General features: G+C 40.2%; 18 protein-coding genes. 6 read left to right on the forward strand and 12 right to left on the reverse strand.

What is annotated here, in order from left to right; translation table 11 throughout:
• The first annotated feature begins 334 nt into the window (after nt 1-334).
• Nucleotides 335-2,023 (forward strand): ABC transporter ATP-binding protein, encoded by a 1,689-nt coding sequence (locus tag AC6JAD_RS05830; RefSeq protein ID WP_461304350.1) that lies wholly within the window; start codon nt 335-337, stop codon nt 2,021-2,023.
• Between the two features lie 498 nt (nt 2,024-2,521).
• Here AC6JAD_RS05830 and AC6JAD_RS05835 read toward each other — a convergent pair whose 3' ends face one another.
• From AC6JAD_RS05835 to trhO, 6 genes are all read right to left on the reverse strand, one after another.
• Nucleotides 2,522-3,178, reverse strand: a complete 657-nt coding sequence (locus tag AC6JAD_RS05835) for a CoA transferase subunit B (RefSeq protein WP_461304351.1) — start codon at nt 3,176-3,178, stop codon at nt 2,522-2,524.
• Complete coding sequence (locus AC6JAD_RS05840; RefSeq protein WP_461304352.1) at nt 3,178-3,879, reverse strand: CoA transferase subunit A; 702 nt, start codon at nt 3,877-3,879, stop codon at nt 3,178-3,180. Before AC6JAD_RS05840 ends, AC6JAD_RS05835 begins: the two co-directional genes overlap by 1 nt.
• A gap of 98 nt (nt 3,880-3,977) precedes the next feature.
• A complete protein-coding gene (locus AC6JAD_RS05845) occupies nt 3,978-6,302 on the reverse strand; it encodes a transglycosylase domain-containing protein (protein ID WP_461304353.1) in 2,325 nt (774 codons plus the stop codon).
• A 6-nt stretch (nt 6,303-6,308) separates the two neighbouring features.
• Nucleotides 6,309-6,797: a gliding motility lipoprotein GldH gene (locus tag AC6JAD_RS05850; protein ID WP_461304354.1), complete on the reverse strand. Its 489-nt coding sequence runs from the start codon at nt 6,795-6,797 to the stop codon at nt 6,309-6,311.
• Nucleotides 6,790-8,037: a PSP1 domain-containing protein gene (locus AC6JAD_RS05855; RefSeq protein ID WP_461304355.1), complete on the reverse strand. Its 1,248-nt coding sequence runs from the start codon at nt 8,035-8,037 to the stop codon at nt 6,790-6,792. The genes AC6JAD_RS05850 and AC6JAD_RS05855 overlap by 8 nt, the downstream gene beginning before the upstream one ends.
• Nucleotides 8,038-8,122: 85 nt before the next feature.
• A complete protein-coding gene (trhO, locus tag AC6JAD_RS05860) occupies nt 8,123-9,154 on the reverse strand; it encodes an oxygen-dependent tRNA uridine(34) hydroxylase TrhO (RefSeq protein ID WP_461304356.1) in 1,032 nt (343 codons plus the stop codon).
• 164 nt (nt 9,155-9,318) lie between these two features.
• On the opposite strand from trhO, the gene recA reads away from it, so the two are divergent.
• From recA to AC6JAD_RS05880, 4 genes are all read left to right on the forward strand, one after another.
• Nucleotides 9,319-10,326, forward strand: a complete 1,008-nt coding sequence (gene recA, locus AC6JAD_RS05865; protein WP_461304357.1) for a recombinase RecA — start codon at nt 9,319-9,321, stop codon at nt 10,324-10,326.
• A gap of 122 nt (nt 10,327-10,448) precedes the next feature.
• Complete coding sequence (locus AC6JAD_RS05870; RefSeq protein ID WP_461304358.1) at nt 10,449-10,985, forward strand: RNA polymerase sigma factor; 537 nt, start codon at nt 10,449-10,451, stop codon at nt 10,983-10,985.
• A gap of 25 nt (nt 10,986-11,010) precedes the next feature.
• Nucleotides 11,011-12,642, forward strand: a complete 1,632-nt coding sequence (locus AC6JAD_RS05875) for an outer membrane beta-barrel protein (protein ID WP_461304359.1) — start codon at nt 11,011-11,013, stop codon at nt 12,640-12,642.
• A gap of 114 nt (nt 12,643-12,756) precedes the next feature.
• Complete coding sequence (locus tag AC6JAD_RS05880) at nt 12,757-13,062, forward strand: hypothetical protein (RefSeq protein WP_461304360.1); 306 nt, start codon at nt 12,757-12,759, stop codon at nt 13,060-13,062.
• A 138-nt stretch (nt 13,063-13,200) separates the two neighbouring features.
• On the opposite strand, the gene AC6JAD_RS05885 is transcribed toward AC6JAD_RS05880, so the two are convergent.
• The 4 genes from AC6JAD_RS05885 to AC6JAD_RS05900 form a co-directional block, all read right to left on the reverse strand.
• Entirely contained in the window at nt 13,201-13,746 is a 546-nt protein-coding gene (locus tag AC6JAD_RS05885) for a hypothetical protein (RefSeq protein ID WP_461304361.1), read from the reverse strand.
• A gap of 4 nt (nt 13,747-13,750) precedes the next feature.
• Nucleotides 13,751-17,944 carry a DUF6443 domain-containing protein gene (locus tag AC6JAD_RS05890; protein ID WP_461304362.1) on the reverse strand — a complete coding sequence of 1,398 codons (4,194 nt, stop codon included), beginning with the start codon at nt 17,942-17,944 and terminating at the stop codon, nt 13,751-13,753.
• 12 nt (nt 17,945-17,956) lie between these two features.
• A complete protein-coding gene (locus tag AC6JAD_RS05895) occupies nt 17,957-21,511 on the reverse strand; it encodes an RHS repeat domain-containing protein (protein ID WP_461304363.1) in 3,555 nt (1,184 codons plus the stop codon).
• A gap of 222 nt (nt 21,512-21,733) precedes the next feature.
• On the reverse strand, nt 21,734-22,309 hold the full coding sequence (locus AC6JAD_RS05900; protein ID WP_461304364.1) for a lysophospholipid acyltransferase family protein: 576 nt from the start codon (nt 22,307-22,309) through the stop codon (nt 21,734-21,736).
• Nucleotides 22,310-22,564: 255 nt separating this feature from the next.
• On the opposite strand from AC6JAD_RS05900, the gene trpS reads away from it, so the two are divergent.
• Entirely contained in the window at nt 22,565-23,536 is a 972-nt protein-coding gene (gene trpS, locus AC6JAD_RS05905; RefSeq protein ID WP_461304365.1) for a tryptophan--tRNA ligase, read from the forward strand.
• Here the strand turns inward: trpS and AC6JAD_RS05910 are convergent.
• Entirely contained in the window at nt 23,533-24,312 is a 780-nt protein-coding gene (locus AC6JAD_RS05910; RefSeq protein WP_461304366.1) for a hypothetical protein, read from the reverse strand. The two genes, trpS and AC6JAD_RS05910, sit on opposite strands and share 4 nt — an antisense overlap.
• A 53-nt stretch (nt 24,313-24,365) precedes the next feature.
• On the reverse strand, nt 24,366-25,472 hold the full coding sequence (gene dprA, locus AC6JAD_RS05915; protein WP_461304367.1) for a DNA-processing protein DprA: 1,107 nt from the start codon (nt 25,470-25,472) through the stop codon (nt 24,366-24,368).
• Nucleotides 25,473-25,539 lie beyond the last annotated feature (67 nt).

Below are 25,539 nucleotides of genomic sequence, written 5' to 3' on the forward strand. Positions count from 1 at the left end.
TTTCATAGATTAGGTTTGTTAATTAATAATTTCGTAAGCTGTATTGTTGGTTTGGGGAAGAAAACCTGTGCAAATACGCATAAAAGCTGTTTTTCATATTCTTACAAATGTTAATCTTTTTAACCAATTGATTAAACATTTTTAGCAATATTGAGTATATTTTTACAGATTATTCAACAAATTAAATGTTTTTTTATCATATATCAAATTTTATTCGATGAACGGCAACATCATTTTAGTAATACACTCATTATTAAAATATTATAACCTACCAAATTGGTAGGCTAAAGGTCCGTTCCGTTGGATTTACAAACAAAAAACTATCTTTGGAGGCATGTCCGACACTCCCCTTTTACGCATTGAGAATCTTTCCATTTCTTTCGGGAAGAAAAAAGAATTGACCAAGGTAGTTCATGGTATCTCATTTCAGTTGGCGCAAAACGAAATTCTTGGAATTGTTGGTGAGTCAGGCTCCGGAAAATCGGTGTCCTCTCTAGCCATCATGGGATTACTCCCAAAGAGGAATTCGAAAGTAGAAGGACAGCTATATTTTGAAGATCAAGAATTGATTGAGCAATCCCCCATTGCGCTCCGGAAAATGAGGGGAAAAGATATTGCAATGATCTTTCAGGAACCCATGAGTGCCCTCAATCCATCATTGAAATGTGGAAAACAGGTTGCAGAAATTTTGCAGCATCATCTTTCCTATTCTTCGGCAGAGGCAAAAAAAGAAACACTTTCTTTATTTGAAAAGGTAAAGCTGCCACGGCCACATGAGATATATTCCAGCTACCCTCATCAAATTAGTGGAGGGCAAATGCAACGGGTCATGATTGCCATGGCCATTGCCTGCAAACCTAAATTGCTCATTGCAGATGAACCCACAACAGCGCTAGACGTAACTGTTCAAAAGGAAATCATTGAATTGTTGAAAGACATTCAAAAGGACACTGGAATGAGTCTTATTTTTATTTCACATGACCTTAATTTGGTAAGTCAGATCGCAGATCGTGTTGTGGTCATGTACAAGGGCGAAATTGTAGAGGAAGGGAGCGTTTATTCTATATTTAAGTTGCCTAAGGCAGATTATACGAAAGCATTGTTGGCCTCTAGGCCTTCTATGGAAAAACGATTTAAAACACTTCCTACCATAGCCTCCCTAAAGGACAAAAGCTTTTCCCCTGAAGAGGTTTTACCCCAACAAAGAGCACTAAAACATAAAAAACTATATACACAAACACCCATTCTTGAAGTTCATAACCTTAAAAAGGAATACTATGGAAACGCAAGAATGTTTGGTCCCAAACAAGTGGTAAAAGCAGTTGACGATGTCAGTTTCTCTGTTTTTGAAGGCGAGACACTAGGCTTGGTGGGAGAGTCGGGGTGTGGAAAATCCACCTTGGGCAAGACTATTTTGCAACTGGAAAAGGCGTCTGAAGGAGCTATACTTTATAGGGGTAAAAACCTTAGTAGCCTATCCGCAGGTGAAATACGAAGACTCCGTAAAGAAATTCAACTCATCTTTCAGGATCCGTACTCATCCCTTAACCCTAGGCTGACTATTGGTGCTTCGCTTGTAGAACCCATGCTGGTTCACCAAATTGGAACATCCAAAAAGAACCGTGAGGAGAAAGCAATTGCCCTATTGGAACGTGTAGGTCTGGATGAAAGTTATTTTCATCGCTATCCGCATGAACTTTCCGGAGGGCAAAGACAACGTGTGGGTATTGCCCGAACCATTGCCCTAGAGCCTAAATTGGTCATATGCGATGAATCTGTTTCTGCACTCGATATTTCCGTGCAGGCCCAGGTACTCAATCTTCTCAACGAATTAAAAGAGGATTTCGGGTTCACCTATATTTTTATCTCGCATGATTTGGCCGTGGTCAAATTCATGGCAGATCAATTACTGGTCATGAACAATGGAAAAATAGAGGAACTGGGTGATGCAGATGAAATCTATGCCCACCCCAATAGTCCGTATACCAAAAAGCTCATTGAAGCTATACCCAAAGGGATTTAAATACAGAAAATAAAAAAGCCCGTTCTAACCTCACAAAGAACGGGCCTACCTTTATCTGAATCGTTGCAGACTTGGGGTAAAAAAGTTATCTCAACGTTACATCAATAAAAACACCTTTTTGGCAACGTACATTATACTTTTAATAAGTTGAATGGTACCTTTTATTGAATTGGCAAATGTTTTCATAAGTAGGTTAAGCTGGTTATCATTTTTGGGATAGCTAATTTGTGAAAAAATTATAAAAACAAGATAAAAGACATGATTTTTTCGATGAAATGCTATTTTTTTTAACATATCAAATGAAATATCGCTTTTGGGACAGCTTCTAATGGTCCATTTTCCCATATATAACCCAAGTACGGAGGTCCACAAAAGTAAAAGACACCCAGTGGTATGGGTGCCATATTAAGTAATTATGCCATGATTTTTACCATCCTAATGAAGTTTGGATGGCATGGTCTCCATAAAATTATGGCCTAGTAGGACTTGGTAAATTGTTTAAAGGCTCATTTCGGGCACTTCCCCTTCAATAATAAGATCGCCAGCAGTGGCCGCCTTGATCTCCTCAACACTCACACCCGGAGCCCTTTCTAACAAGCGAAAACTATTGTCCTCTACAGAAAGAACTGCCAAGTTCGTAACAATCTTTTTTACACAATTGACCCCCGTTAATGGTAGCGAGCATTCTTTGAGAAGTTTAGAATCTCCCGCTCTATTGGTATGCATCATGGCTACTATGATATTGTCGGCCGAAGCTACCAAATCCATAGCACCGCCCATGCCTTTCACCATTTTTCCTGGAATTTTCCAATTAGCGATGTCTCCATTCTGCGCCACTTCCATAGCTCCTAAAATAGTTAGATCTACATGTTGACCGCGTATCATAGAGAAGCTCATGGCAGAATCGAAAAAAGAGGCTCCCTTAAGAGCTGTAATGGTTTGCTTACCTGCATTTATAAGATCTGGATCTTCCTCACCTTCAAAAGGAAATGGGCCCATGCCAAGTACTCCATTTTCACTTTGAAATTCAACATCAATATCTTCGCGTACAAAATTGGCCACCAATGTTGGAATACCAATTCCAAGATTTACATAATAGCCGTCTTTAACTTCCTGTGCGATGCGCTGTGCGATCTGTTCTTTAGATAATGCCATTAGTCTCTTTTTCTCACGGTTAGGTTCTCAATTCTCTTTTCATATTTCTCTCCTTGGAAGATACGCTGCACAAAAATGCCCGGGATATGAATTTCGTTCGGATCCAATTGACCCGCAGGAACTAATTCTTCGACCTCAGCTACTGTAATGTTTGCCGCTCCACACATATTAGGGTTGAAATTGCGAGCCGTTCCCTTAAATATAAGATTTCCAGCCGTATCCCCTTTCCACGCTTTAATGAAGCCAAAGTCGGCCTTAAAAGCATGCTCCAAAATGTGCATTTTACCATTGAACTCCCTTGATTCCTTTCCTTCGGCAACTTCTGTTCCATAACCCGCGGGAGTATAGAATGCCGGGATGCCACTCTGTGCAGCCCTGCAACGTTGGGCTAGGGTTCCTTGAGGAATGAGTTCAACCTCAAGTTCCCCACTCAACATCTGCCTCTCAAACTCCGCGTTTTCACCCACATATGAAGAAATCATTTTCTTTATTTGTCGTTTCTGCAGCAACAAACCCAATCCAAAATCATCGACTCCAGCATTGTTCGAAATGCAGGTTACATCTTTGACATTAAGTGCCACCAATTGTGCGATACAATTTTCAGGAATACCTGACAAACCAAAACCTCCCAACATAAATGTCATACTATCCTGAACACCTTGACAAGCTTCTTCAACGTTAGCCACCGTTTTTGTAATCATTCTTTCAAATTTTCATTAAAAGTACTGAAATTTCAAGGCATAAAAAAACCTCCTTGTGCAAATAAAACAAAGAGGTTTCAAGTATTTATTGTCTTCGATTAGAAGTCTATTTCGTCTGCTGGAATTTCATCGGTATCCCCTTTATTCTGGTTCTTGAATTTCTCACAATCCGTTTCAATAGAGATTTTTTGGGGTTTCTTGAAATTCCCTTTGGAGACATCTAAAGTCTCGTCTTCATAACAACTTTTCATGTACACCCCCCAAATGGGTAATGCCATCGCAGCTCCCTGACCGTATCGTGTCGTTCCAAAATGGGTAGCACGGTCTTCACCTCCTACCCAAACTCCGGTTGCAAGATTGGGAACCATTCCCATAAACCATCCGTCGCTATTATTCTGCGTGGTTCCAGTCTTTCCGGCAATTGGATTTGAAAACTCATAGGGGTAACCAGTAATTATGCTCTTGTAATCGGATCGATTACCTGCCCAACTGTGACGCAATCGTGTCCCAGATCCTCCTTGGGTCACACCTTGCATTAGATTTACCGTAACATACGCCGTTTCCTTGCTAATTACATCCCTGGTCTCTGGAATATTCTGAAACAGAATCGTTCCGTTCTTATCTTCAATGCGCTGTACCAAAATAGGTTTTACGAAAACTCCTTCATTGGCAAAGGTGCTATACGCCCCTACCATCTCATATAAAGTAATATCCGGTGTTCCCAATGCGATGGAAGGCACCTCAGGGACATCTTCAGTGTCCACCCCCATTTTTCCAACTAGGTCTATAATGGGACGCGGTCCCGTACGATCTATAAGTCTAGCAGTAATTGTATTTACCGAGTTTGCCAAGGCGTTCCTAAGTGTCATCATACCTCCATAATTGCCGTCGCTGTTTTTCGGGCTCCAATCCTTCATATTGCCATGCTTGCCTGCGGGAATAGTATAAGGTGTATTGGGCAGTGTATCACAAGGTGACATATGCATTTGGTCTATGGCAGTGGCATACACAAAAGGCTTAAAAGTAGATCCTATCTGGCGTCGCCCTGTTTTAACCATGTCATATTTAAAGTGCTTATAGTTGATGCCTCCCACCCAGGCCTTGATCTCTCCGGTTTGTGGTGTCATGGACAACAAAGAAGCCCTAAAGAAATTCTTGTAATAGCGAATGGAATCCATAGGGGTCATGAGGGTATCGATATCGCCTCCCCAAGAGAAAATACGCATTTGGGTTTTCTTCTTGAAGCTTTCAATGATTTGGGCTTCGCTTTTGCCCTGTTTTTTCATCTCCCTCCAGCGATCGGTTCGCTTCATGGCGGAATTCATTATTCCCTCAATTTCATCTGCAGTAATATCACGGAAAGGAGCCGTTTTGTTTTTCTCGTTCTGTTTGTCGAATTCAGCCTGGAGTCTTCGCATATGCGCATCGACCGCCTCCTCTGCATATATTTGCATCTGCGCATTAAGAGTTGTGTAAATCTTCAATCCATCGCTATCTATATCATACCTCGTACCATCGGCTTTTGGATTGTCCTTAGCCCATTCCTTCATATAACCACGAATATACTCTCGGACATAAGTTCCTATACCATCTATATGCTTTTGTGGAGTATAGTTTATCTCTAACGGAATGCCTTGAATAGAATCTCTTTCTTGCTCAGAAATAAAATCATATTTAGCCATTTGAAATAAAACAACATCCCTTCTTTCCTTAACCTTTTCGGCCCTTTTTCTTGGATTAAAATAAGATGCGTTTTTAAACATTCCAACCAGCATAGCAGATTCTTGAATATTGAGGTCCTGTGGCGCCTTATTGAAATAGATATTCGCTGCCGATTCAATTCCAATCGCCAGATTAAGGAAATCATAAGTATTAAAATACATGGTAATGATCTCCTCCTTGGTATAGCGACGTTCCAAACGAGTTGCGATAATCCACTCTTGGGATTTTTGAATGAGACGTTCAACTATATTCTTTGCAGCTCTACCTGTAAAGAATTGTTTTGCCAATTGTTGTGTGATGGTACTAGCCCCTCCTCGGGTACCAAGAAAAGCCACGGCTCTTACAGTTCCTTTACCATCAATTCCTGCATGATCAAAAAAACGAACATCTTCGGTCGCAATTAATGCGTTGACCAAATGATCTGGTAAATCCTCATAGTCTACTGGCGTCCTATTTTCCTTAAAAAACTTGCCTATAACTTGTCCATCTGATGAAATCACTTGTGTGGCCAAATCTTTCTCGGGATTTTCCAGACTTGTTTCATCAGGTAAACTTCCGAAGATCCCCCAGGACACCAACAAGAAAAGCAGAAAAAATAATACAACTCCTGAGCCGAAGATCATCCAAAAAAGTTTAATGTGCTTTCTAACAGAGCCTTGCTCCTTATTCGCAGCGGGTTTTTTCTTTACTTGTTTTGCCATGGGATGTTAGGGTTGATGGTTTGCTTCTTCTATACTATAGCCTACTTCCGTAATGCCCTCCAAATGGGTAACGCCATGCACCTCGCCGTTATTGCGTACTGCGTGGGAGAGTGTCAGTTTATAAGTTCCTTCTTCAAAAAATGAAACTTCTTCCTTATACCAAAGCTTACTTTCCTTAACACTGCCAATTCCTTTACCCAGCCATGTACCATCTGGAGCGGCCATCCTGTATTCTAAGGTGTCGGTAACGGTTTTTCCGTGTGGAAACTCCATAGAAGCTATTAAGAAAATATTGTTGAAAGGATACTCATTCGTGTTGCGAAGGTGAAAGAACACATTGTACTTTTTAAGGGAATCCAATTGGGGTATTTGATACTCCAAAACCTCATCCTTATGCCAATTGCCCGGCAAGTCACGCATATCGCTCACAACGATTTGGGAGTCGCAACCTATAAAAAGTAGCGGTAAAAACAGGGTGCAGATTAATTTACGCATTCTTGTTATTGCGGTTTCTGTTCCGATTGCGATTTCGGTTTTTATTCCTTCCAGAATTGGACTTTTTATTCCCTCCAGAATTATTGGAGGCAGTAGCTTCGGTCTTTTTCTTATTCCCTTTATTCCTGCGGCTTTTTCTTCGTCTTTTTGGTTGGTCGAATCTTGTAAGGCTATCTTGTCCTACTACATTTTCGAACAATTCTTTGGTCGCATATACTTTATCCTCTATATAGTCCTCTAAGCTTGTCGCTTTTTTGCCTTTTTTGTTAAGAGCGACAATCTCATTAACACGCGCCACTTCCATTTCGTGCCATGTCATGTTTTCTTTTTCATAAGAGAACCACATGAGGCCCTTAAAAATATCGACCTTTTGGCAATGGGCCCGTCCTTTTTCGGTATCTAGTTTTACGTCGCTTCTAGGAAACTCTTCCAAAGCCTCCAAATAGGTGTCAAGTTCATAATTAAGGCAACATTTCAATTTGCCGCATTGTCCGGCCAACTTTTGCGGGTTCAATGAAAGTTGTTGGTATCTGGCGGCAGAAGTATTTACACTTCTAAAGTCTGTAAGCCATGTAGAGCAACACAATTCCCTTCCACAAGAACCAATACCTCCCAAACGGGCTGCTTCTTGTCGAAATCCGACCTGTTTCATCTCGATACGTGTACTAAAGGCTCGTGCCAAATCTTTAATGAGCTGACGGAAATCCACTCGTTCCTCCGCAGTATAATAGAAGATTACTTTAGATCCGTCGCCCTGGTATTCTACATCACTGATCTTCATCTGCAATCCTAATCTCATGGCAATTTCACGGGACTGCTTTTGAACATCCAATTCCTTATCCCGCATCTTTTGCCATATATCGATATCCTTCTGGGATGCCTTTCTGTATATTTTGGGTAATTCCTCAATGGTCGGTTGCAGTTTTTTCTTTTTCATCTGCACCCGAACCAGTTCCCCCGTTAAGGTTACGATCCCTATGTCATGACCTGGTGATGCTTCGGTAGCCACCACATCGCCAATGCCCAATGTAAGATTGTCGGGATTGCGATAGAAGTGTTTTCTTCCATTTTTAAAACGTACTTCCACCGCATTGAAAGGTTCCATATTGCCAGGAAGCGACATATTGGAAAGCCAATCGAATACCGTCAGTTTATTACAGCCATCGGAGCCACAGGTTCCATTGTTTCTGCAGCCTTTTGGTTGTCCATTGTCGCCAGTAGCGCAGCTGGTACAGCCCATATTTTTTATATATAGCTCTTTTTCAATTAAAAAAAGAGACGAAGATTAAACATACTTACAATCAGTAAATATACCAATAAAAGAATTACTGTTTGTACTTTAATTTTTCCGACCTGCCCTTCTTGAAAATCTTGTTGCTGTTGTGTTTGCCGCTTCGCAATCGCTTCTGCTCTTCGTAGGGTAACTGTATGATTTCTGCACATTCATTACTGCAACATTCTTGCATTGTATTGGCACATTCCTCACATTGAATAAACAGTAAGTGACATGCTTCGTTAGCACAGTTTACATGGGTATCGCACGGTTTACCACATTGATGGCATTGGGCAATAATATCTTCAGAAATACGCTCACCCCTGCGGTGATCGAACACAAAATTTTTACCAATGAACTTATTCTCAAGCCCCTTGTTTTGTACTTGACGGGCGTATTCTATGATACCGCCTTCCAATTGAAACACATTTTTAAATCCTTTGTGCTTGTAGTAAGCACTAGCTTTTTCACAGCGAATACCGCCTGTACAATACATCACCAACTTTTTGTCCTCCTTATGCTCTTTTAAGTCTTCTTCAATAATATCCAAAGAATCGCGAAAGGTATCCACATCTGGTGTAACTGCTCCTTTAAAATGCCCTATTTCACTTTCATAATGATTTCGCATATCGACTAAAACCGTTTCAGGGTCTTCAATAAGCTCATTAAACCTTTCGGCGTCTACATGCACCCCCTTGTTTGTTACATCGAAGGTGTCATCGTTTAATCCATCGGCCACAATTTTTTTGCGGACTTTCACCTTCAGTTTTAAGAAGGACTTTAGATCGTGTTCAATGGCAATGTTGAGGCGTACGTCTTTTAGGAAATAGATTCCGTCCAAAAATTTCTTGAAGTCATTAAAATTCTTAGCCGGTACAGATAATTGTCCATTAATTCCTTCATTGGCCACATAGATACGCCCCAAGACGTTCATATCGTCCCAAGCGATAAATAAATGATTCCTGAAAAGTTCTGGATTGCCAATTTTGGCGTACTGATAAAAAGAAAGCGTAAGTCGGTCTTCACCGGCCTTTTCCAATAATTCCGCTCTCTCTTTTGCACTTAGTGTGTTGTACAGTTGCATGCTATACTTTTTAAGGTGAAAAGATGAAAACTTATAATAATTGGGGCAAAAATACACTTTTGTCCTATTGTTGACAAAAAAAGGGAGGCAAGGCTTTTTCCTGTTGTGCCAAATATGGAGAAATGCTACCTTTAACGTTTTAAGAATTTTCAATAGATAGACACATGAGCAGCGAAAAAGACGCAAAATTAAAAGCATTAAAACTTACACTTGACAAGCTAGATAAGACCTACGGAAAAGGCACCGTGATGAAGATGGGCGATGCCGCCGTACAAGAAGTTGAGGTGATTCCAACAGGTTCCTTAGGATTGGATTTAGCTTTGGGTGTTGGGGGTTATCCAAGGGGAAGGGTTGTTGAAATTTACGGTCCCGAATCTTCTGGTAAAACCACCCTTACCTTACACGCTATTGCGGAAGCCCAAAAAAGTGGGGGAATTGCAGCTTTTATAGACGCAGAACATGCCTTCGACAGGTATTATGCTGAAAAATTAGGGGTGGACATAGAAAATCTTATTATCTCACAACCGGACAACGGGGAACAGGCATTAGAGATAGCAGATAATTTAATTCGAAGTGGTGCCATAGACATCATTATTATCGATTCGGTAGCGGCCCTTACCCCAAAAAGTGAGATCGAAGGTGAAATGGGGGATAGTAAAATGGGGTTGCATGCTCGATTAATGTCCCAAGCACTCAGAAAGTTAACTGCCTCCATTAGCAAGACCAATTGTACTGTGGTCTTCATTAACCAATTAAGGGAAAAAATCGGGGTGATGTTCGGAAATCCTGAAACCACAACGGGAGGTAATGCATTGAAATTTTATGCCTCTGTAAGGCTGGATATACGACGATCTACACAGATTAAGGATAGCCAAGGAAGTATCTTGGGGAATAAAACCCGAGTAAAAATTGTAAAGAACAAAGTGGCACCGCCATTTAGAACGGCCGAATTCGATATCATGTATGGCGAAGGGGTGTCTAAGGTGGGTGAAATCATAGACTTGGGTGTAGCGTATGAAATAGTGAAGAAAAGTGGATCTTGGTTTAGTTATGACGATACCAAATTAGGCCAGGGTCGAGATGCGGTTAAGACCTTGCTTCTAGATAATCCTGAGTTAATGGAAGAACTAGAGCAAAAAATCAAGGAAGCAATAGCAGCTGTAGCCAGTTAAAAAACTTCTGCCCCACGCAACCATTTATTTCGTCACGTATCTACCCATTGTAGCAACTTGGGCGATATGGTTGCCTGCTTACGTTATAAGGTAGTTAAGTGTACTAAACAAGCCAACCATATTTGACGTTACAACAGCTCATAGAAGAATGCAAGCGGCACGACGCTAAAGCACAGGAAGCGCTTTATAAGCAATACTCCCGTGTCTTGTTCGGAATATGTTTAAAATATTCCCCGAATCGAGCCGAGGCTGAAGACAGCTTACAGGATGCATTCATCACTATTTTTAATAGGATTGAGCAGTTCCAAGGAAAAGGTTCTTTTGAAGGCTGGATGAAGCGCATAACCGTAAATACGGTGCTTCAAAAATACAGGAAGAAAAAGGTATTCGATATTTCGAATGAGGAACGGTTGGAGGACGTAGATGTTGAGGTAGAGACCACGCAGGTTCCTTTGGATTTTTTACTGAAGATTATTCAGGAATTACCCGACCGCTACCGATTGGTGTTCAACCTGTACGTGCTAGATGGCTATTCGCATAAAGAAATAGCCGAGATGCTGGGAATTTCGGACGGAACTTCCAAATCTAATTTGGCTCGGGCCCGAATGATCCTTAAAAAGAAAGTAGAATCGTTTCTTAACGACCAAAATAAACAGTAACCCGCCTTGTAAAAAGGTGATTTTGATGAGTGACAAGAAACACATAGACGATTTGTTCAAAGAGCAACTGCAGCATTTTGAAGCGGCTCCTTCTCCAGAGGTTTGGGACTCTATCCAAGCCAAAATGAAAAAAGAGAAGGACGACCGTAAGGTGATTCCTCTGTGGTGGCGCTTGGGTGGTGTGGCCGCATTGCTGGCCTTGCTACTTACTGTGGGCAATATGATGTTCGATCCGTTTGGCAACGGAACGGAAGGCCCTGTGCTTGTAGATGACAATACTGAACGAAGTATTGAACAGCAACAGGACAATACCCCTATTATTGACAAAGAGATTAAGGATGATGCGATTTCCTCTGAAGACAAATTGGAGGAAAGCACTGAAGAAAAGTCTACTACAGATGACATTGAAACGTTAGATACTCAAGAAAAGGTTCTTCAAAAATCCCGAAGCGGTCAAAAGGCCATTGCGGTAGAGGATCAAGAAAAAACGTCCTCCCCTTCTCCTGAAAACAAACTCCTTAAAAAGGATACTGGTTTTGATAAAATGAGCAATGCTCAAGATGCGGTAGCGATTTCTGAAAATGTTGAAAAGCAGAAATCAAATCCCGAAAATCCTTCGACTAAGTTGAATAAGGATGTTGTAGATACACAGAAAAATGAGGTGGTGCAAACTGGTGTTGCTGTCGAGAATCTAAAAAAGGAGAAAGAGGATAGTAAACAACTGGACGAGGAACGATTTAAGAACCCAATGGAGGACAAGGATCCTTCAAAAGTGATCATCCAAGATGCCGAAACGGCCGTAACCCAGACAGAAGAGAAAAAAGACGAAACCCAAGTCATTCCTGAAGAAAACAAAAAATCCATTTTCGATGCAATTGCGGAGGATGAAGAGAAGGAAGTAGCAAAAGTGGACGATCCCGATGCTAGACAGTGGGAAGTAACCCCTAATTTTGGCCCTGTATTTTACAACAGCTTAGATGGTGGTTCTTCTATAGATCCCATGTTTGCAGACAATTCGCAGAGTGGTGACACCAACTTCAGTTATGGGGTACAGGTAAGTTATGCCATTAATGATCGCCTGAGTATCCGTTCGGGGGTTAGTAATGTAAACCTTGGGTATACTACCGGGGATATTGAGTTGGCAACGGGACCTGTAGCTTCCGCTCTGGCAACTGTAGATTATGGAGGGCGATCCAATGTGTTAACGGCCCTTGATAAAGGGACGCTTGCTACGACTCCTCCTTCGGACGATATGAACCCATTCGAGAACCTACGCCCGAAGTCTACTGGTGGCGATAATGCAGAATTAACCCAGAACCTTTCGTATTTCGAAGTTCCATTAGAATTGAACTATGCCTTGCTGGATAAGCGATTTGGCATTAATATGATAGGAGGGTTTAGCACGCTGTTCTTGGGTAATAATGAAATTGTGGCAAATGACGGCAATTTCCGTGAAGTACTTGGTGAAGCCAATAACCTAAATTCGGTAAGTTTTTCTACCAATGTTGGGTTAGGGTTTAACTACAAAATTAGTAATAGATTAAAGTTTAATATCGAACCTATGTTTAAATACCAACTCAATCCGTATTCGGATTCGTCCGTGGATTTTAGGCCTTATTATTTAGGGGTTTATAGTGGATTGAGTTTTAAGTTTTAGGTTAGTTTTTTAGTTGGTTAGGTTTGGATTATACCAAACAATGATGAAAGAAAAACCGTTCCCATCGCCATAGGAACGGTTTTTTAATTCGTGTATATTTCCTAATTTACTGCTATGTTTAAACTTCCAAACCGCGATACACGAAAAAAGCTTAGGAACTCTTTAAAGGGATCTTCCGATCCTAATGAATCGGTCAACTTTTTTACCTATTTCTTAAGCATCATTGCTGCCGGTTTTCTTATTGGCCTGGCTATTTACATCCCCAAACAACTGGTTGGGACTTCGTGGGAATGGTTGGCCGTTAAGATTGAAGAGAGCCACTTATGGAAGACCATTTATGGCATCACATTCTGCTTCGCAGGATTTGTAGTGACCGCTATTGTCATAAGTATTTATGAGTTTATAAGTGATCGGTTTTAGTGTTGGCTTCCCTTAAAAACACTAAACCCCATAGCAATTAGCTATGGGGTTTGGCAACTATCTCATTTTATAATGAATCCCGTAAATTGGACATGTTAATGCAAATGACCGTAGAGGTTGCAAGGCCCAAGGACCTGCCTAAAATTCAAATAGTTTGATCTCCAATGATGACTCCTCTTTTTCTTTTACTGTTCTTAAATCTAAAAGATTTTCTAAGACATTAATCGATTCTATATAGTTTCCAAAACTATAATACTCAGTCTCACTCTTGGTATTTAAAGTTAAGTTTTCTAAATCTCCATAAAGAATGGGAATTGAGGAATTAATACTTATTGGAATAACATAGACTAAGCCTCTTTTTACCTCAGAAAAATTTGCATAACCACCTATATCTTCTCGTTGAGATACTGCAGAGATTATTAAAAACTTTTCTTTTTTTGAGTCTTCAAATATTTCATATATGTATTGAAAATATCCATTGAGTTTGAGGTCAAAAAGTAATTTATCATTATTATAAACCTTTGATCCTTCTTTGATCTTTACATTATGTTCAGGAAAGTAGATTCCATTTTTTTTGTTATATCTCTCTCCATTTATGGGAAAAATTGAATACAGTTCTTGGGATGTTATATCACTTATTGTTATGAGGCTAATAATCCCAATTAATACTACAATATTCTTCATAATTTCAATTTCTTGATCTATAAAAAGCACTTTGATCTGTAACTCGCTCTCTTGTAACGGCTCCTGTTTCAGGATTAGTTACAGTTTGGAGTCGACTAATCCCAGATCTTTCTCCATAGTTTGGGTTTTGTTTTAACATCTCTACTTCATACATGACTTGATATAATCTTGAATTATTTGAACCGTTTTTTGTAAAAAGTTGAGTGCCTTTTTCATTCTTAAATAAGAATATTGACCCATGAGATGACTTATTATCAGGTGCGCCATTGATGTTGAATTTGTATCGGATTACATCAAGCATTCCTCCAGATGATACATTAGTGGTATTATTCTCTAAAAATTTATCAAATTCTTCCGGACTACCTTGGATACCATTGGGATCAACTTTACCTGTTTTAGAAACAGATTCACAAGTCCCCCAACAATTATTTTTACCTTCAGCTTCGGGGTCCGCACTGGCAGTTTTTAAACCGTCATTATATTCTCCAAGTGCAGTTTCAAAAGATTGTAAAGTTTCTCCAACTTCTCCACCAATATCTTTAACCCCAATACCATCTTCCCCATCATTTTTAACCCCGTCTAAAACTTCTTTATAATTCTCTCCAAACATTTCTTTTAATTGCGATTTACTTAATCCTGATTCTCTTTTGAATGTTTTCCAGCCATCTTTATCTTTTGTTTTTACGATACTTAAAGTTTTATTTTCTTCATCATACGAGAACTCCCATAATCCAGTTGGATCATTAAAAACAATTGGATTATTAGCAGCATATCTATAAGGAGTTAGTTCAGGAGCAAAATCAGCCAAAGGATCAATACTCATAAATCTACCTAATGCCGCATCGTAATTACGTGCGCTAAAATCATACCACTCTAATCCAAGTTCCTCATTGTTCTCCTTCCCTCCGAACTTCCAGTTTTGCGCCAAATCATTCCCAATGGGGTTGAACGTGGTATTATACCCTTTTTGTTTTACACCGAAAGGATAATAATTGGATTCTTCAATAATCTCTGTAGTTTCATCGATACTACCATCCCCATTATCATCGCTATAGCTTAATCGTATATTACCCAGATGGTCTTTGTACTGAAAAACATACTTATACCCATCATAATAAGAACCGCCCTTGGGTCCTCCTGTAGTTATGGGCCCAGGTACAAGATACCCCTCTGGTTGGTTCATAAACTCCAATGTTTCGATGCCAGCACCTGAGTACGGTTTTTTGTATTTTAAATTTCCCGCATAAGATACCGTGGTTTCTACTCCTACTCCTTCAATGATTTTCTTCTGTAACTTAATGCCAGTGGCATCATAGGTATACTCTATCCTTTTATACGGGTCGTTACTAAAAGTTACCTCTGTCGGTAAGTTTAAGTGATTGTACTCGATACTGGTTATATCCTTGTTTTTGTCTAAGGTCATATTCCCGTTTGCATCGTATGAATAATCTGGATCTATTCCATTGCTTACATCCTTGAAACCGTAATCTTCTAAAGGAGTGCCATTCAATTGATCCACCACCCGGATTAATTGATTACCATTATAATAATACGTTAGATCGTCCCACATATCTGTAAAGGTGCCATTATCATCAAATCCTCTCCTATTCAGGGTCTTAATGTTTCCATTTAGATCATAAGACAGATTCCCCAAGTCGTGGTTATTATTGAGTACCATAGCAGATAATGTAGTTCCTTTTATGCTTTTTGCGGTTGCTATTCTATTAAGGTCATCATACACATAGTTGTACCCCCTAATATCATCATCTGCACTTTCGGTCTGCCAAAGGGTCTGGGCAATATTACCATTATATAGAGCAACAGGACTGTCTCCTACGGTACTGTTAACTTCATTATAATTAATCTTGAAATTGAACAGGTCGGGAATTAGGCCTCCAGCTAAGCCAGGATCTACCTCATTAATTTCAGTTAACCAACCTCTAATATTATAGTCATAATCTACATCCTGTAGGCCTCCATCGAATGCACTACTGAATAAAGTGACGTTCGTTAGCTGCGCACCTTCATCCCCTGTAAAAGTAACCTTCCCGTATAGTAGATCGTTATTGGATGTAATATTTACACTTTCGAATTCACTTCCATTCTTAAGAAATTTTACGGTATTCCCTACACGCTGTACACTAAATAGGTCATTCGCATTATACGTTCCATAGCTGAAGGAGCCATTTGGATATGCCGCCCCATCTACACGTAATTTTATCTTCACACCAGTCAATCCCGAATAGTGAAGATGAATACCATAATCCATATAAAGATTATCGGAATTGTTACTGTTCCCCGATTTTACCAACCCTACAACTGCATGTTTATCTGTTTGTTGAGGGCGAAACTGAATACCGCCATCTTCAGAGGATGGAATCGATCCCCGTGTCATCGCTAGGGAAGGCCATGCCTCCGCATATCCATTAGGATAGGTATTCGTAATTGACCCATCATGCGTAACCTCTACATGTTCCATATCCTCAAAACCATCTACAAAAGATTGACCTCCAACTAATTTCTGGGTAAGCTGACCGAGCTCGTCATAATGGTTCTCGGCAATGCGTTGCACGGGGTTATTCCCAATTTTCTGTTTGTGCGAAACCAAACGACCCATATGGTCATATAAAAAATAGTCATGAGTGATAACCGAAGGAACCCCATTTTTCTGATGATTGTGAATGGTTTTCAATGGTTTTCCTGAAAAATCCAGTACGGAGCTAATTAGATCATTCGTCTCCAGAAAATCATTAACAGATCTCGTAAAAATCACCCTGCCTTTTTCATCGTAGGCACTGAAGGAAGAAATCCAATCGTCTGTTCCCAAAACCCTAGTCTTGGTTACCGTGGGCAATCCTTGGGTGGTTGTTTGAGAGGCCGAACTTTCTGTAGTTATTTGGTTAAGCACAGATGTTGGCACCCCGAGTCCATCCAAATGGCGATACGTATCATAATAATGAATCGTGTGAATATCATAATTATTCACATTCGGGATCACATTATTGGTATAATATATTGCCTGGTTGTTGATGGTCTGCTCTGTTGCAGTAACCTCCTCATAAATATCATTTTCATTGTCCATTAATGCCTGCAGGTCCGAACGGGTGCTTGCATAGGTATTCTTACCTGTATAGGCCACCCTTCCCAATGCATCATATTTGGTGAATAACCAGTGGTTGGTAGCCCTTAGATTGGCATCTTGGGTAAAAGCCGGGCGATCCAACTGGTCGTACACAATGTATTCCCAATCTTTCCCGGGAATTTTCTTTTCAATTAACCGATTGCGCTTGTCATATTTGTATTGATACCCCCACTTGTCTAAATTGGACTGAACCACATTGTCATTAGTGTCCAAAATGGAATCTGTGCCTTCTGGGGAAAGCACATAAGTGAGGTTCCCAAAATCGTCATACACATAATAGGTATCATGATTTAATGAGGCCTTGGCGGGAAGTCCTCCTGGCTTTTCTGCCACCATGCGTTTCAGCACAACCTGGCCCGACTTATTTTTTAATTCGAAAACGGTCCCATAATTTCCATCTGCTGGAACCCAGTTTTCATCTTTGGTCTGTGTTATGTATAACTCTCTATTATCATAAATACCGTCATAGATAAGCTCGGGAGCATCATAATCACTTCCTGTAAATTGCACACGAAACTTTTTAACTATCCAACCATTTGTATCGTATTCATATTTCACGGTATGATTGTCTCCAGACAATACATATAACCTCCAATCATCGCCCGGCGCTCCCTGCTGAAGTGGCCTTAATAAAGGTGAAGATTCGAAGGATGTTTCGCTATATGGGTTAGAAGTATTGTCGTATTTGGGAGCATTGTAAAAACTGAATATGTTGTTCTTCAGCGCAGTTGGGTCCGTAAAGTCCAGGTCATTAGATATTTGCGAACTACTAGCCCAGGGTAGGTACTGCTTAGGTTGCAATCCCAAATCATCGTATTCCATATGGACTTCAATGTTCTGCCTGTTTCCCCCTGAGCGAGCATTTTTCGTTTGAATGGGTCGGCCGATATCATCATAATAGGTTACAGTCTCGATTTTAGAGTCCTCCAAAACCGATTCATCTTGTGTTTCCACTAAATATGCTGTGGATTTTACATAATTTTCATTGGCATCCTGCCCTTTTGCCAAGAAAGGGACAAATGCGGTTATGACTAATATATATAATAGCTTTTTCATCTTTCTCGGGTATTAATTTGTTTTGTAATTGTATTCGTAAGAACCTACAAGGTTCAAGTCCTGATCCTTCATGTTTACCAAGCGATTGGGTGCGTCGTATTCAAAATACTGTACCTGTCCGTTGGGACCTGTAATAGAGGTCACCCCTACATCTGGTTTGTAGGTATAGGTAGTAACCATGGCCTCTGGAAATGCTTGGCGAATCTTATCTATCTCATCACGCACCTGTTGATCTGTTGGATTGTTATTGAGCACGGATAGGTCTATCGTAAAGATCCAGGAAAACAACTGTGAATATGTTACATTATCCACTTTTGCCACTGGATAGGTGTGGTCATATCCCCAAACATAGCTTGTCTTTTGAGCAAGTATAGCCTCAGTGGCTCCCACCTTTCGGCTCATTTGAAGAATATTTCCATAGCTATCGTACTCATCGAATATCCTATTCGTTGTCGCTTCGTTTCCTTTCTTCTGAATGACTTTCCATGGCAGAATGATTCCATTATGATTGGTATACGTGAACTGTGTCTCGGATGCCTTACCATTAGTCTCGTTTCTTAAATTGACCAACTCCGTCAATCTATTTTGATTAATTAGTGTTGTGATTTCTGAGTTCAAGCCCAAGAAATCCTGTGGATAGGTATACCTCATCTTTACCAAATCCCCTTTACTATCCAAGGTCTCGGTTCTTGTAACCAATCTATGAGAGTTACTATCGTAGAAATAGTTTGTCGAGGTTTCTACAAAGTTTGCGTCGAAATAGTCCTTCACGATTCTCTTCTTGGGTCTATGCCAGAAAGGCTTTAAATAGAAGTTGTTCTTTTCATGATAGCTTACATTAGGATAGGTAATACAGTATTGGAAATCCGGCATGGTCGTAGCATGACAGTACGTCTTGGAACAATTGAATCCGCCGCCATTACCAATATCAGAAACCCCAGGTTGATTGTAGGAGTAGTATTCGTTGGCCGAGTTGTCGGTGTCCTCAAAAACTGCCAAGTATCCATCCTTTGAACCTTGCAAAGTGTATGTAGTTCCGTAAAGGGAATAGGGCGTTTCTATGCTTTCATAAATAGTCTCTGTAGACTGTACCATTTCTTTATTACTGTTGTATAGGATCTTTTTACGTTCCTGTCCGTTAAGGAAAGATTCATCCCGGAAAGGAGACTTGTCCACTAGGTCGAAATTGTTATAAAAGTGTGTTACGGTATAACCCCTGGGATCAGGATTATTCGTCGACAAAGAGTACTGAAACTCGGTAACAACATCATAGGTTACTGTATTGCTGGCAGAAGTGATTTGATTGTTCGCATAGCGATACAGATTCAATCTTTGATTTTCTAGCAGAACACAATTGTTCCATGATGCCTGCTCATAGGTCACAGAGTACACTGTTTCCGTAAACTTTAACGGCTGCTGTAAAATGGCAGAGGAAGCTTGCTTAAAATCAGTTTCGCTCAGGTTCCCCGTTGTATTGGAAAAATCATCATAGTAATATCTTTTATACCCCAATAAATTATCGTCGTCGTCATAGTTCCTTATTTTATCTATCCTAAGACCTCCACCGTATACTGGTTGGGGTTGATAGTTAATGTCATTTGCTTTTTGAAACCAGTAGGTATACTTATCGCTACTATTCATAATTAAATAGTTATACGTGCCATTCGGTAAATCAACTTCAAATTCGTTAAGGCTTCCCATCATTTCCCTGTAAAAGAATCTTGAACTAGGATCGTTCTTAAATTCTTCAATATTAGGGGTCGTATTGGTAGTGGGGTAGATGACCAGCACATTCCAATGTTGACAGGGTTCTGTCGTTCCATCGTCATCAAATTGTGATAGAACCCTGAATCGTTTTGAAAGATTTGGAGTGTTCACAGTAAATGATCCGTCCGTTCCCAATGGAGTTCCAGGACAAGAATCATCTATTAGACCATAAGGATTGCTTGATGATAGCCCGCCTTGAAAACCGCCTGAACCAGTAATATCGTCCCAGATAGTGGTTTCACTCGTTTCATAACCAATGAGGTGCAATCCATAATCAAAAGTCGTATACCCTCCGGTTGGGTAACTAATTTTATTCAGCGTTCCGATTTGGGTATATGTAAGATCCGCATCTCTTATAGCTCCAGACATTGTGTAATCGTCTGTAACTTCCCGAGGCACCAAGGTGGAATTACCATCATAGTTGTTATAGTATCCCCAAAAATCCTGTCCGTAAGAGTGACGGTTCGGGATGAAGTAATCTCCTTGATGCTTTTCATAATCGAACGTATGTTTCTTTACTTCAGATGCCTCAGATTCACCTTCTATGGAACCATAGCTGGTTTGAACTATTTGGTCCAATTTTAAACGCAAATCCGTTTCTTCCGGATTCGATTGGGTAGTTTGAAAGTAACTTGTACTTGGCACCGTACTCGAAATAAGGTCCCCCATATTGTTGTACATCTTTATTTCGCCAAGGCTTTGAGAGCCTGGTAGATCAGTTCGCGGATTAGGGCTAAATAAGAATTCTGCCCGCTTAACCGTGTTTATCTCAATTTCCTTAAGAAATACTTGATCGATCTCATAGGTGATAGGGGAGTTTATAGTTGAATTATTAAGGGAAGGGTCACAACCTGGAGTACCTGATGGAAGGCAATTTGAAATGAAACTTATTTCCTGATAACGCTGCGGTTTGGCCCATTGAACCTTTGGATGATACTTGAAAACGATAGAGTCCTTTTTAACAGCAGAAATAATCTTTGTTAAATGCCAAGCAGAGGCAAAGTCCTTATGGTTGTCATCTATATATGGCGGTGCAGATCCCGGCACAACTCCAGAATACCATGATTTATTCCTTTCTTCTTCTTTGAATTCATATTTATTACCGGAGTCATCAATAATATCGAATCCTGTAAGTATTCTATGATATGTAGCTCCTCCTCCGGATAAGTATGGAATGATTTTAATGTTTGGGTTTTCCAAACATATCCCTATGTCATTCTCATAGTCTATATAGAACCGGCCTGACAGTCCCCCTGGAGCACTAAATCTATAATAATCGGGTTGGGTATCGTAGCGGCCATCTACCACTCTTTCTTTGAAGAAGAAATAATCATTGATTCGTCCGTCGGGTTCATCACCATACTCGCCAATAGGATTCACAAATTCATTCATCTTATTCTTCACCACTGGATCATAATGCGGATAGTAGGGAAAACGCGAGATATATGCATCATCGGGTTGCCCAAGGTTTACACGGCTAACGGCACCACCTGCCTCAAGATTCCATCCTAACCCCACCCAAGTAGCCATTTGTTCTACTTTGATTCCAGAGGCATCATAGGTAAGGCTCACTGGAACCCCAAATTCACGACCGGACACGGCCCCCAAAGGGATACTAATGTTTGGAGTTCCCGTATAAAGGGAAGAATCATAATCCCCATACTTGGTAAGGGCAGCAACTTCAGGAGAGTTTGGTAAAGTAACATCCTGGCTGAAACTGTCGCCAGTGGGCACAAAAGGATCTTGTGCATGGACTGTTATTGCAAACAATAACAGCCCCAGATAAATGAGTTTTTTCATAGCAAATAAATTTTAGCGATTAAACACTGATTATACTTCTTGAGGGACTCGCCCTAAAGGAGCTCTTGGAACACCCTAATGACGCCCTAAGAAAGATTACTGACGAAAATAGAAGGTATGGGGTGGGAAAAAAATAGAGAATGTATAAGTGCGTGGATTCTTTTCAAATTTGCAATCTTAAAAGGGCAATTTGTATTTGAAAGAATCTGAAGCAATTGAAAATCAGCTGGGAAAGCTGGGATTTTGTAATTCTCCCAAAATAATCTCCCGAGTCTGTTCCCGCAACATGCGTTTATCTTCCAACTCCAATATTCCCGTTGGAATGATATCGTGCACCTTGACACGCATGACACCAGGACTTCCACTAAAAAAGGTATAAGAAAACCGTTTCTTGTTATCGTGAAAAGACATTGGGGCAATAGGGATCTTGTGCTCTATTGCTAAACGAAAGGCTCCGTCCTTGAACTCATTTAAAAGTAAGGACTCATCGTCCGGCACACCACCTTCAGGGAATATGCATACACTCAATCCGCGTTGCAAGCGTTTCTGTGCTTCAATAAACACATTATGGCGACTTCTGGCGTCCGATCTGTCTACGAGGATACAAGTACGTTTATAGAAAAAGCCGAAAAGAGGGATTTTGGCTAACTCTGCCTTGCCCACAAATACAAATGGGTTTTTGGAAACCACATACAGCATTAACATTATGTCCGTCATGGAGGTGTGATTGGCCACGAACATATAACTCATGCCTTTTTCAAAAGAAACATCCCGTTTCACCTTAGGGTAAAACCCCATGCCGAATAAGATGATTTTAGACCAAAATCTGGCCAAACGAAAGAAAAAGGGATACCAGTTATCCCTTAGGATGCTCAATACCAAGATTGGAAATAAGATTACTATGGGCAGTGTGACCAATATGTAAAACCATATCCTATAGAAAACGTACCCTATGTTGCGAAGTAATTTCATTCGATGCCAAAAATACTAATTTGAAAGTTGCAAATACTTCAAAAAAATTACCTTTGCTTGAAATTTGAGCTGAAAGCAATTATGTCAAGAATTCTAACTGGAATACAGAGCACTGGAACCCCGCACTTGGGAAATATTTTGGGAGCCATTTTACCTGCTGTAGAAATGGCCAACAACCCTAAAAACGATTCGTATCTATTTATCGCCGATATGCACTCCCTTACCCAAATTAAGGATTCGGAAACACTGCGAAGTAACACATATAGTACTGCTGCTGCGTGGTTAGCATTTGGGTTGGATATTGAAAAAACAGTATTCTACCGACAGAGTGATGTCCCACAGGTGACGGAGCTTTCTTGGTACCTAAGTTGCTTCTTCCCGTACCAGCGACTTACGTTAGCGCATAGCTTTAAGGATAAGGCAGACCGGTTAGAGGATGTGAACGCCGGCCTTTTTACGTATCCTATGCTTATGGCTGCCGATATTCTTCTGTACGATGCAGAGATAGTGCCCGTTGGAAAGGATCAATTACAACATTTAGAAATGACCCGCGACGTTGCCTCACGTTTTCATGCAAAGATTGGTGGGGAAACATTCGTATTACCAGATGCCAAGGTACAAGAAGATACCATGCTCATTCCGGGTACAGATGGAGGCAAAATGAGCAAGTCTAAGGACAACATCATAAATATCTTTTTACCAGACAAAAAATTGCGAAAACAGGTAATGGGTATTCAGACCGATAGTACTCCTCTGGAAGAGCCTAAAAACCCAGATACCTGTAACGTTTTTGCGTTATATAAACTATTGGCTACATCGGATCAAATTGAAGAAATGAGAGCTAATTATTTGGCTGGCGGCTATGGATATGGACATGCCAAACAAGCGTTGTATGAATGTCTGATCGACCGTTTTGAAGAAGAACGTGCTAGATATAACCACTACATGGAAAACCTTGAGGAAATAGATGCTGCTCTTGCCATAGGTGCCAAAAAGGCCAAAGTCGTCGCTGAAGCTGTTTTATCCCGGGTTAGGGAAAAGGTAGGCTACTAAGCCATTTTGCCTACATTCTTGTTATAGGCTTTGAATTCATTTTTCAGAATTCCTGCAGGTTCAGGGGTGACACAATACATGTAGAAAAACACCAGGGCAATACAAAACATTCCAGATTTTAGAATTGATATTCCAAATATTGGATTTTCGTAGAAGAACAGTGTATTGAATACGTCGGTAATATCGCTAAGGAAGAAAAATAAAAATGCCGCTGTAATCAATGATATCCTTATAGAGGTATTCATATTTCCAATATGATAAATCAGCCCAATACTCAGTAAAACCATTTTCAATATCGTATAGGCAAAGCTATAGAGAATATGCATGGTGCTAAGTCCAAATGAATCGGCCCATGTGATAATTTTATTAGCGAAAAGTAAATCTAAAGCCAAAATGATAATAATAACCCAACTCCATTTATTAAGCCTAAACTTAAATGGATGTTCTTTTATCATTTTCAGAAAAATAAGGATAAAGCCTAGTATCCAAAATAGCTGTACCGTGTATAGATAGATGATCGCTCCCCTTTCCCCTTTGGGAATTCCGTTAAAAGAAAAAAATACGCCAAAAGCAGAGGAAACAATGAAGAGGGAAAATACCCAAATAAAAAGTTTGCTGCGAACCTTATCGAACAATAGATGATACGTTAAACCCAAGGTATAGAGCAGTAAATAAAAAACGAAAATGAGTTGCCCGTTTGAGTAGCCCGAGAGACAATATCCAATGGCGGAAGCCAATAGTAATCCACGGAATACATTTCTTGGGGAAAAGATCATATCCCAAAAATAGAAAAAAATAAATTGGTGCCTATTCGCCCTTCATTTAATAATTATAGTGCCTCAAATAATTTACCGGGTAATGGCCGTACTAACCCCTTTAGTTCTAAGGAGAGCAAAATGGTTACTACTTTATAAATTGGCAAGGCACATTCTAAGGCTATGCTGTCTAGAAGCTCCTTGTCCTTTCCCTTTAAATGTGTCAAAATATTTTTTTCTTCATCAGTTAATTCTACGAACAGCTTTGTCTGTTGCGGCTTCCCATGTCCTTGTTCTAAATTCCATCCTAGATGATAGATTAAATCTGCTGCCGATGTTAATAGGTGAGCCCCTTGGGTCTTAATCAGGTTATTGCAACCTTGGCTTTGCACATCTCCCACCCTGCCTGGTACAGCAAATACTTCCCTATTGTAGGAGTTGGCTATATCTGCCGTCACTAAACTACCGCCCTTCTCTGCCGATTCAATCACAATAGTCGCTTCACTAATTCCGGCAATTACCCGATTCCGTTTCAGAAAATTGTTCCTGTCGAATTGATCATCACTCCAAAACTCCGTGAGAAACCCACCATTTTCATTCACCTTCGAAACATATTTCTTATGGCTTTTGGGATACACCTGATTGAACCCATGAGCAAGGCACCCAATGGTCTGAAGCCCCATTTCCATAGCGGTTTTCTGAGCGGTAATGTCTACCCCATAGGCAAATCCAGACACAATTACTGGATTAAGGGATGCTAATTCTTGAACCAATTCCCTACAAAACCTGCTACCGTAGGTTGTTACCCTACGTGTTCCAACAATACTTATTATTTTCTTGTTCTTTACATCAATATTGCCAGTTTGAAATAACAAAAGAGGCCCATCTATACAGTGTTTCAATCTGTCAGGATAGGTAGTATCCAGGAAATAGGAACAATCTATTTTATTGTTCTGTATAAAAACCAGTTCCCTTTCTGCTTCGGAGAGACAGTCGCGTTCATTCAAATATTTCAATTTCAGACTTCCAATGCCTGGTATTTTCAATAGGCGAGTTCTCTTTTCTTTGAAAACAGCCTCGGCCGAGCCAACCGTTTGAATTAATTTTTTAGCAGAAATATCCCCCAAATTGGTAACGCGTTGTAATGCCAAAACATACAACAAATCAGTCTCTGATAACATTCTTGCAATATGAAATCCTGAGTGCCAAAGTCATAGAATGGCACTAGGTATATTAAAGGGAGTTTTT

This window comes from Aureisphaera sp. (assembly GCF_059726885.1).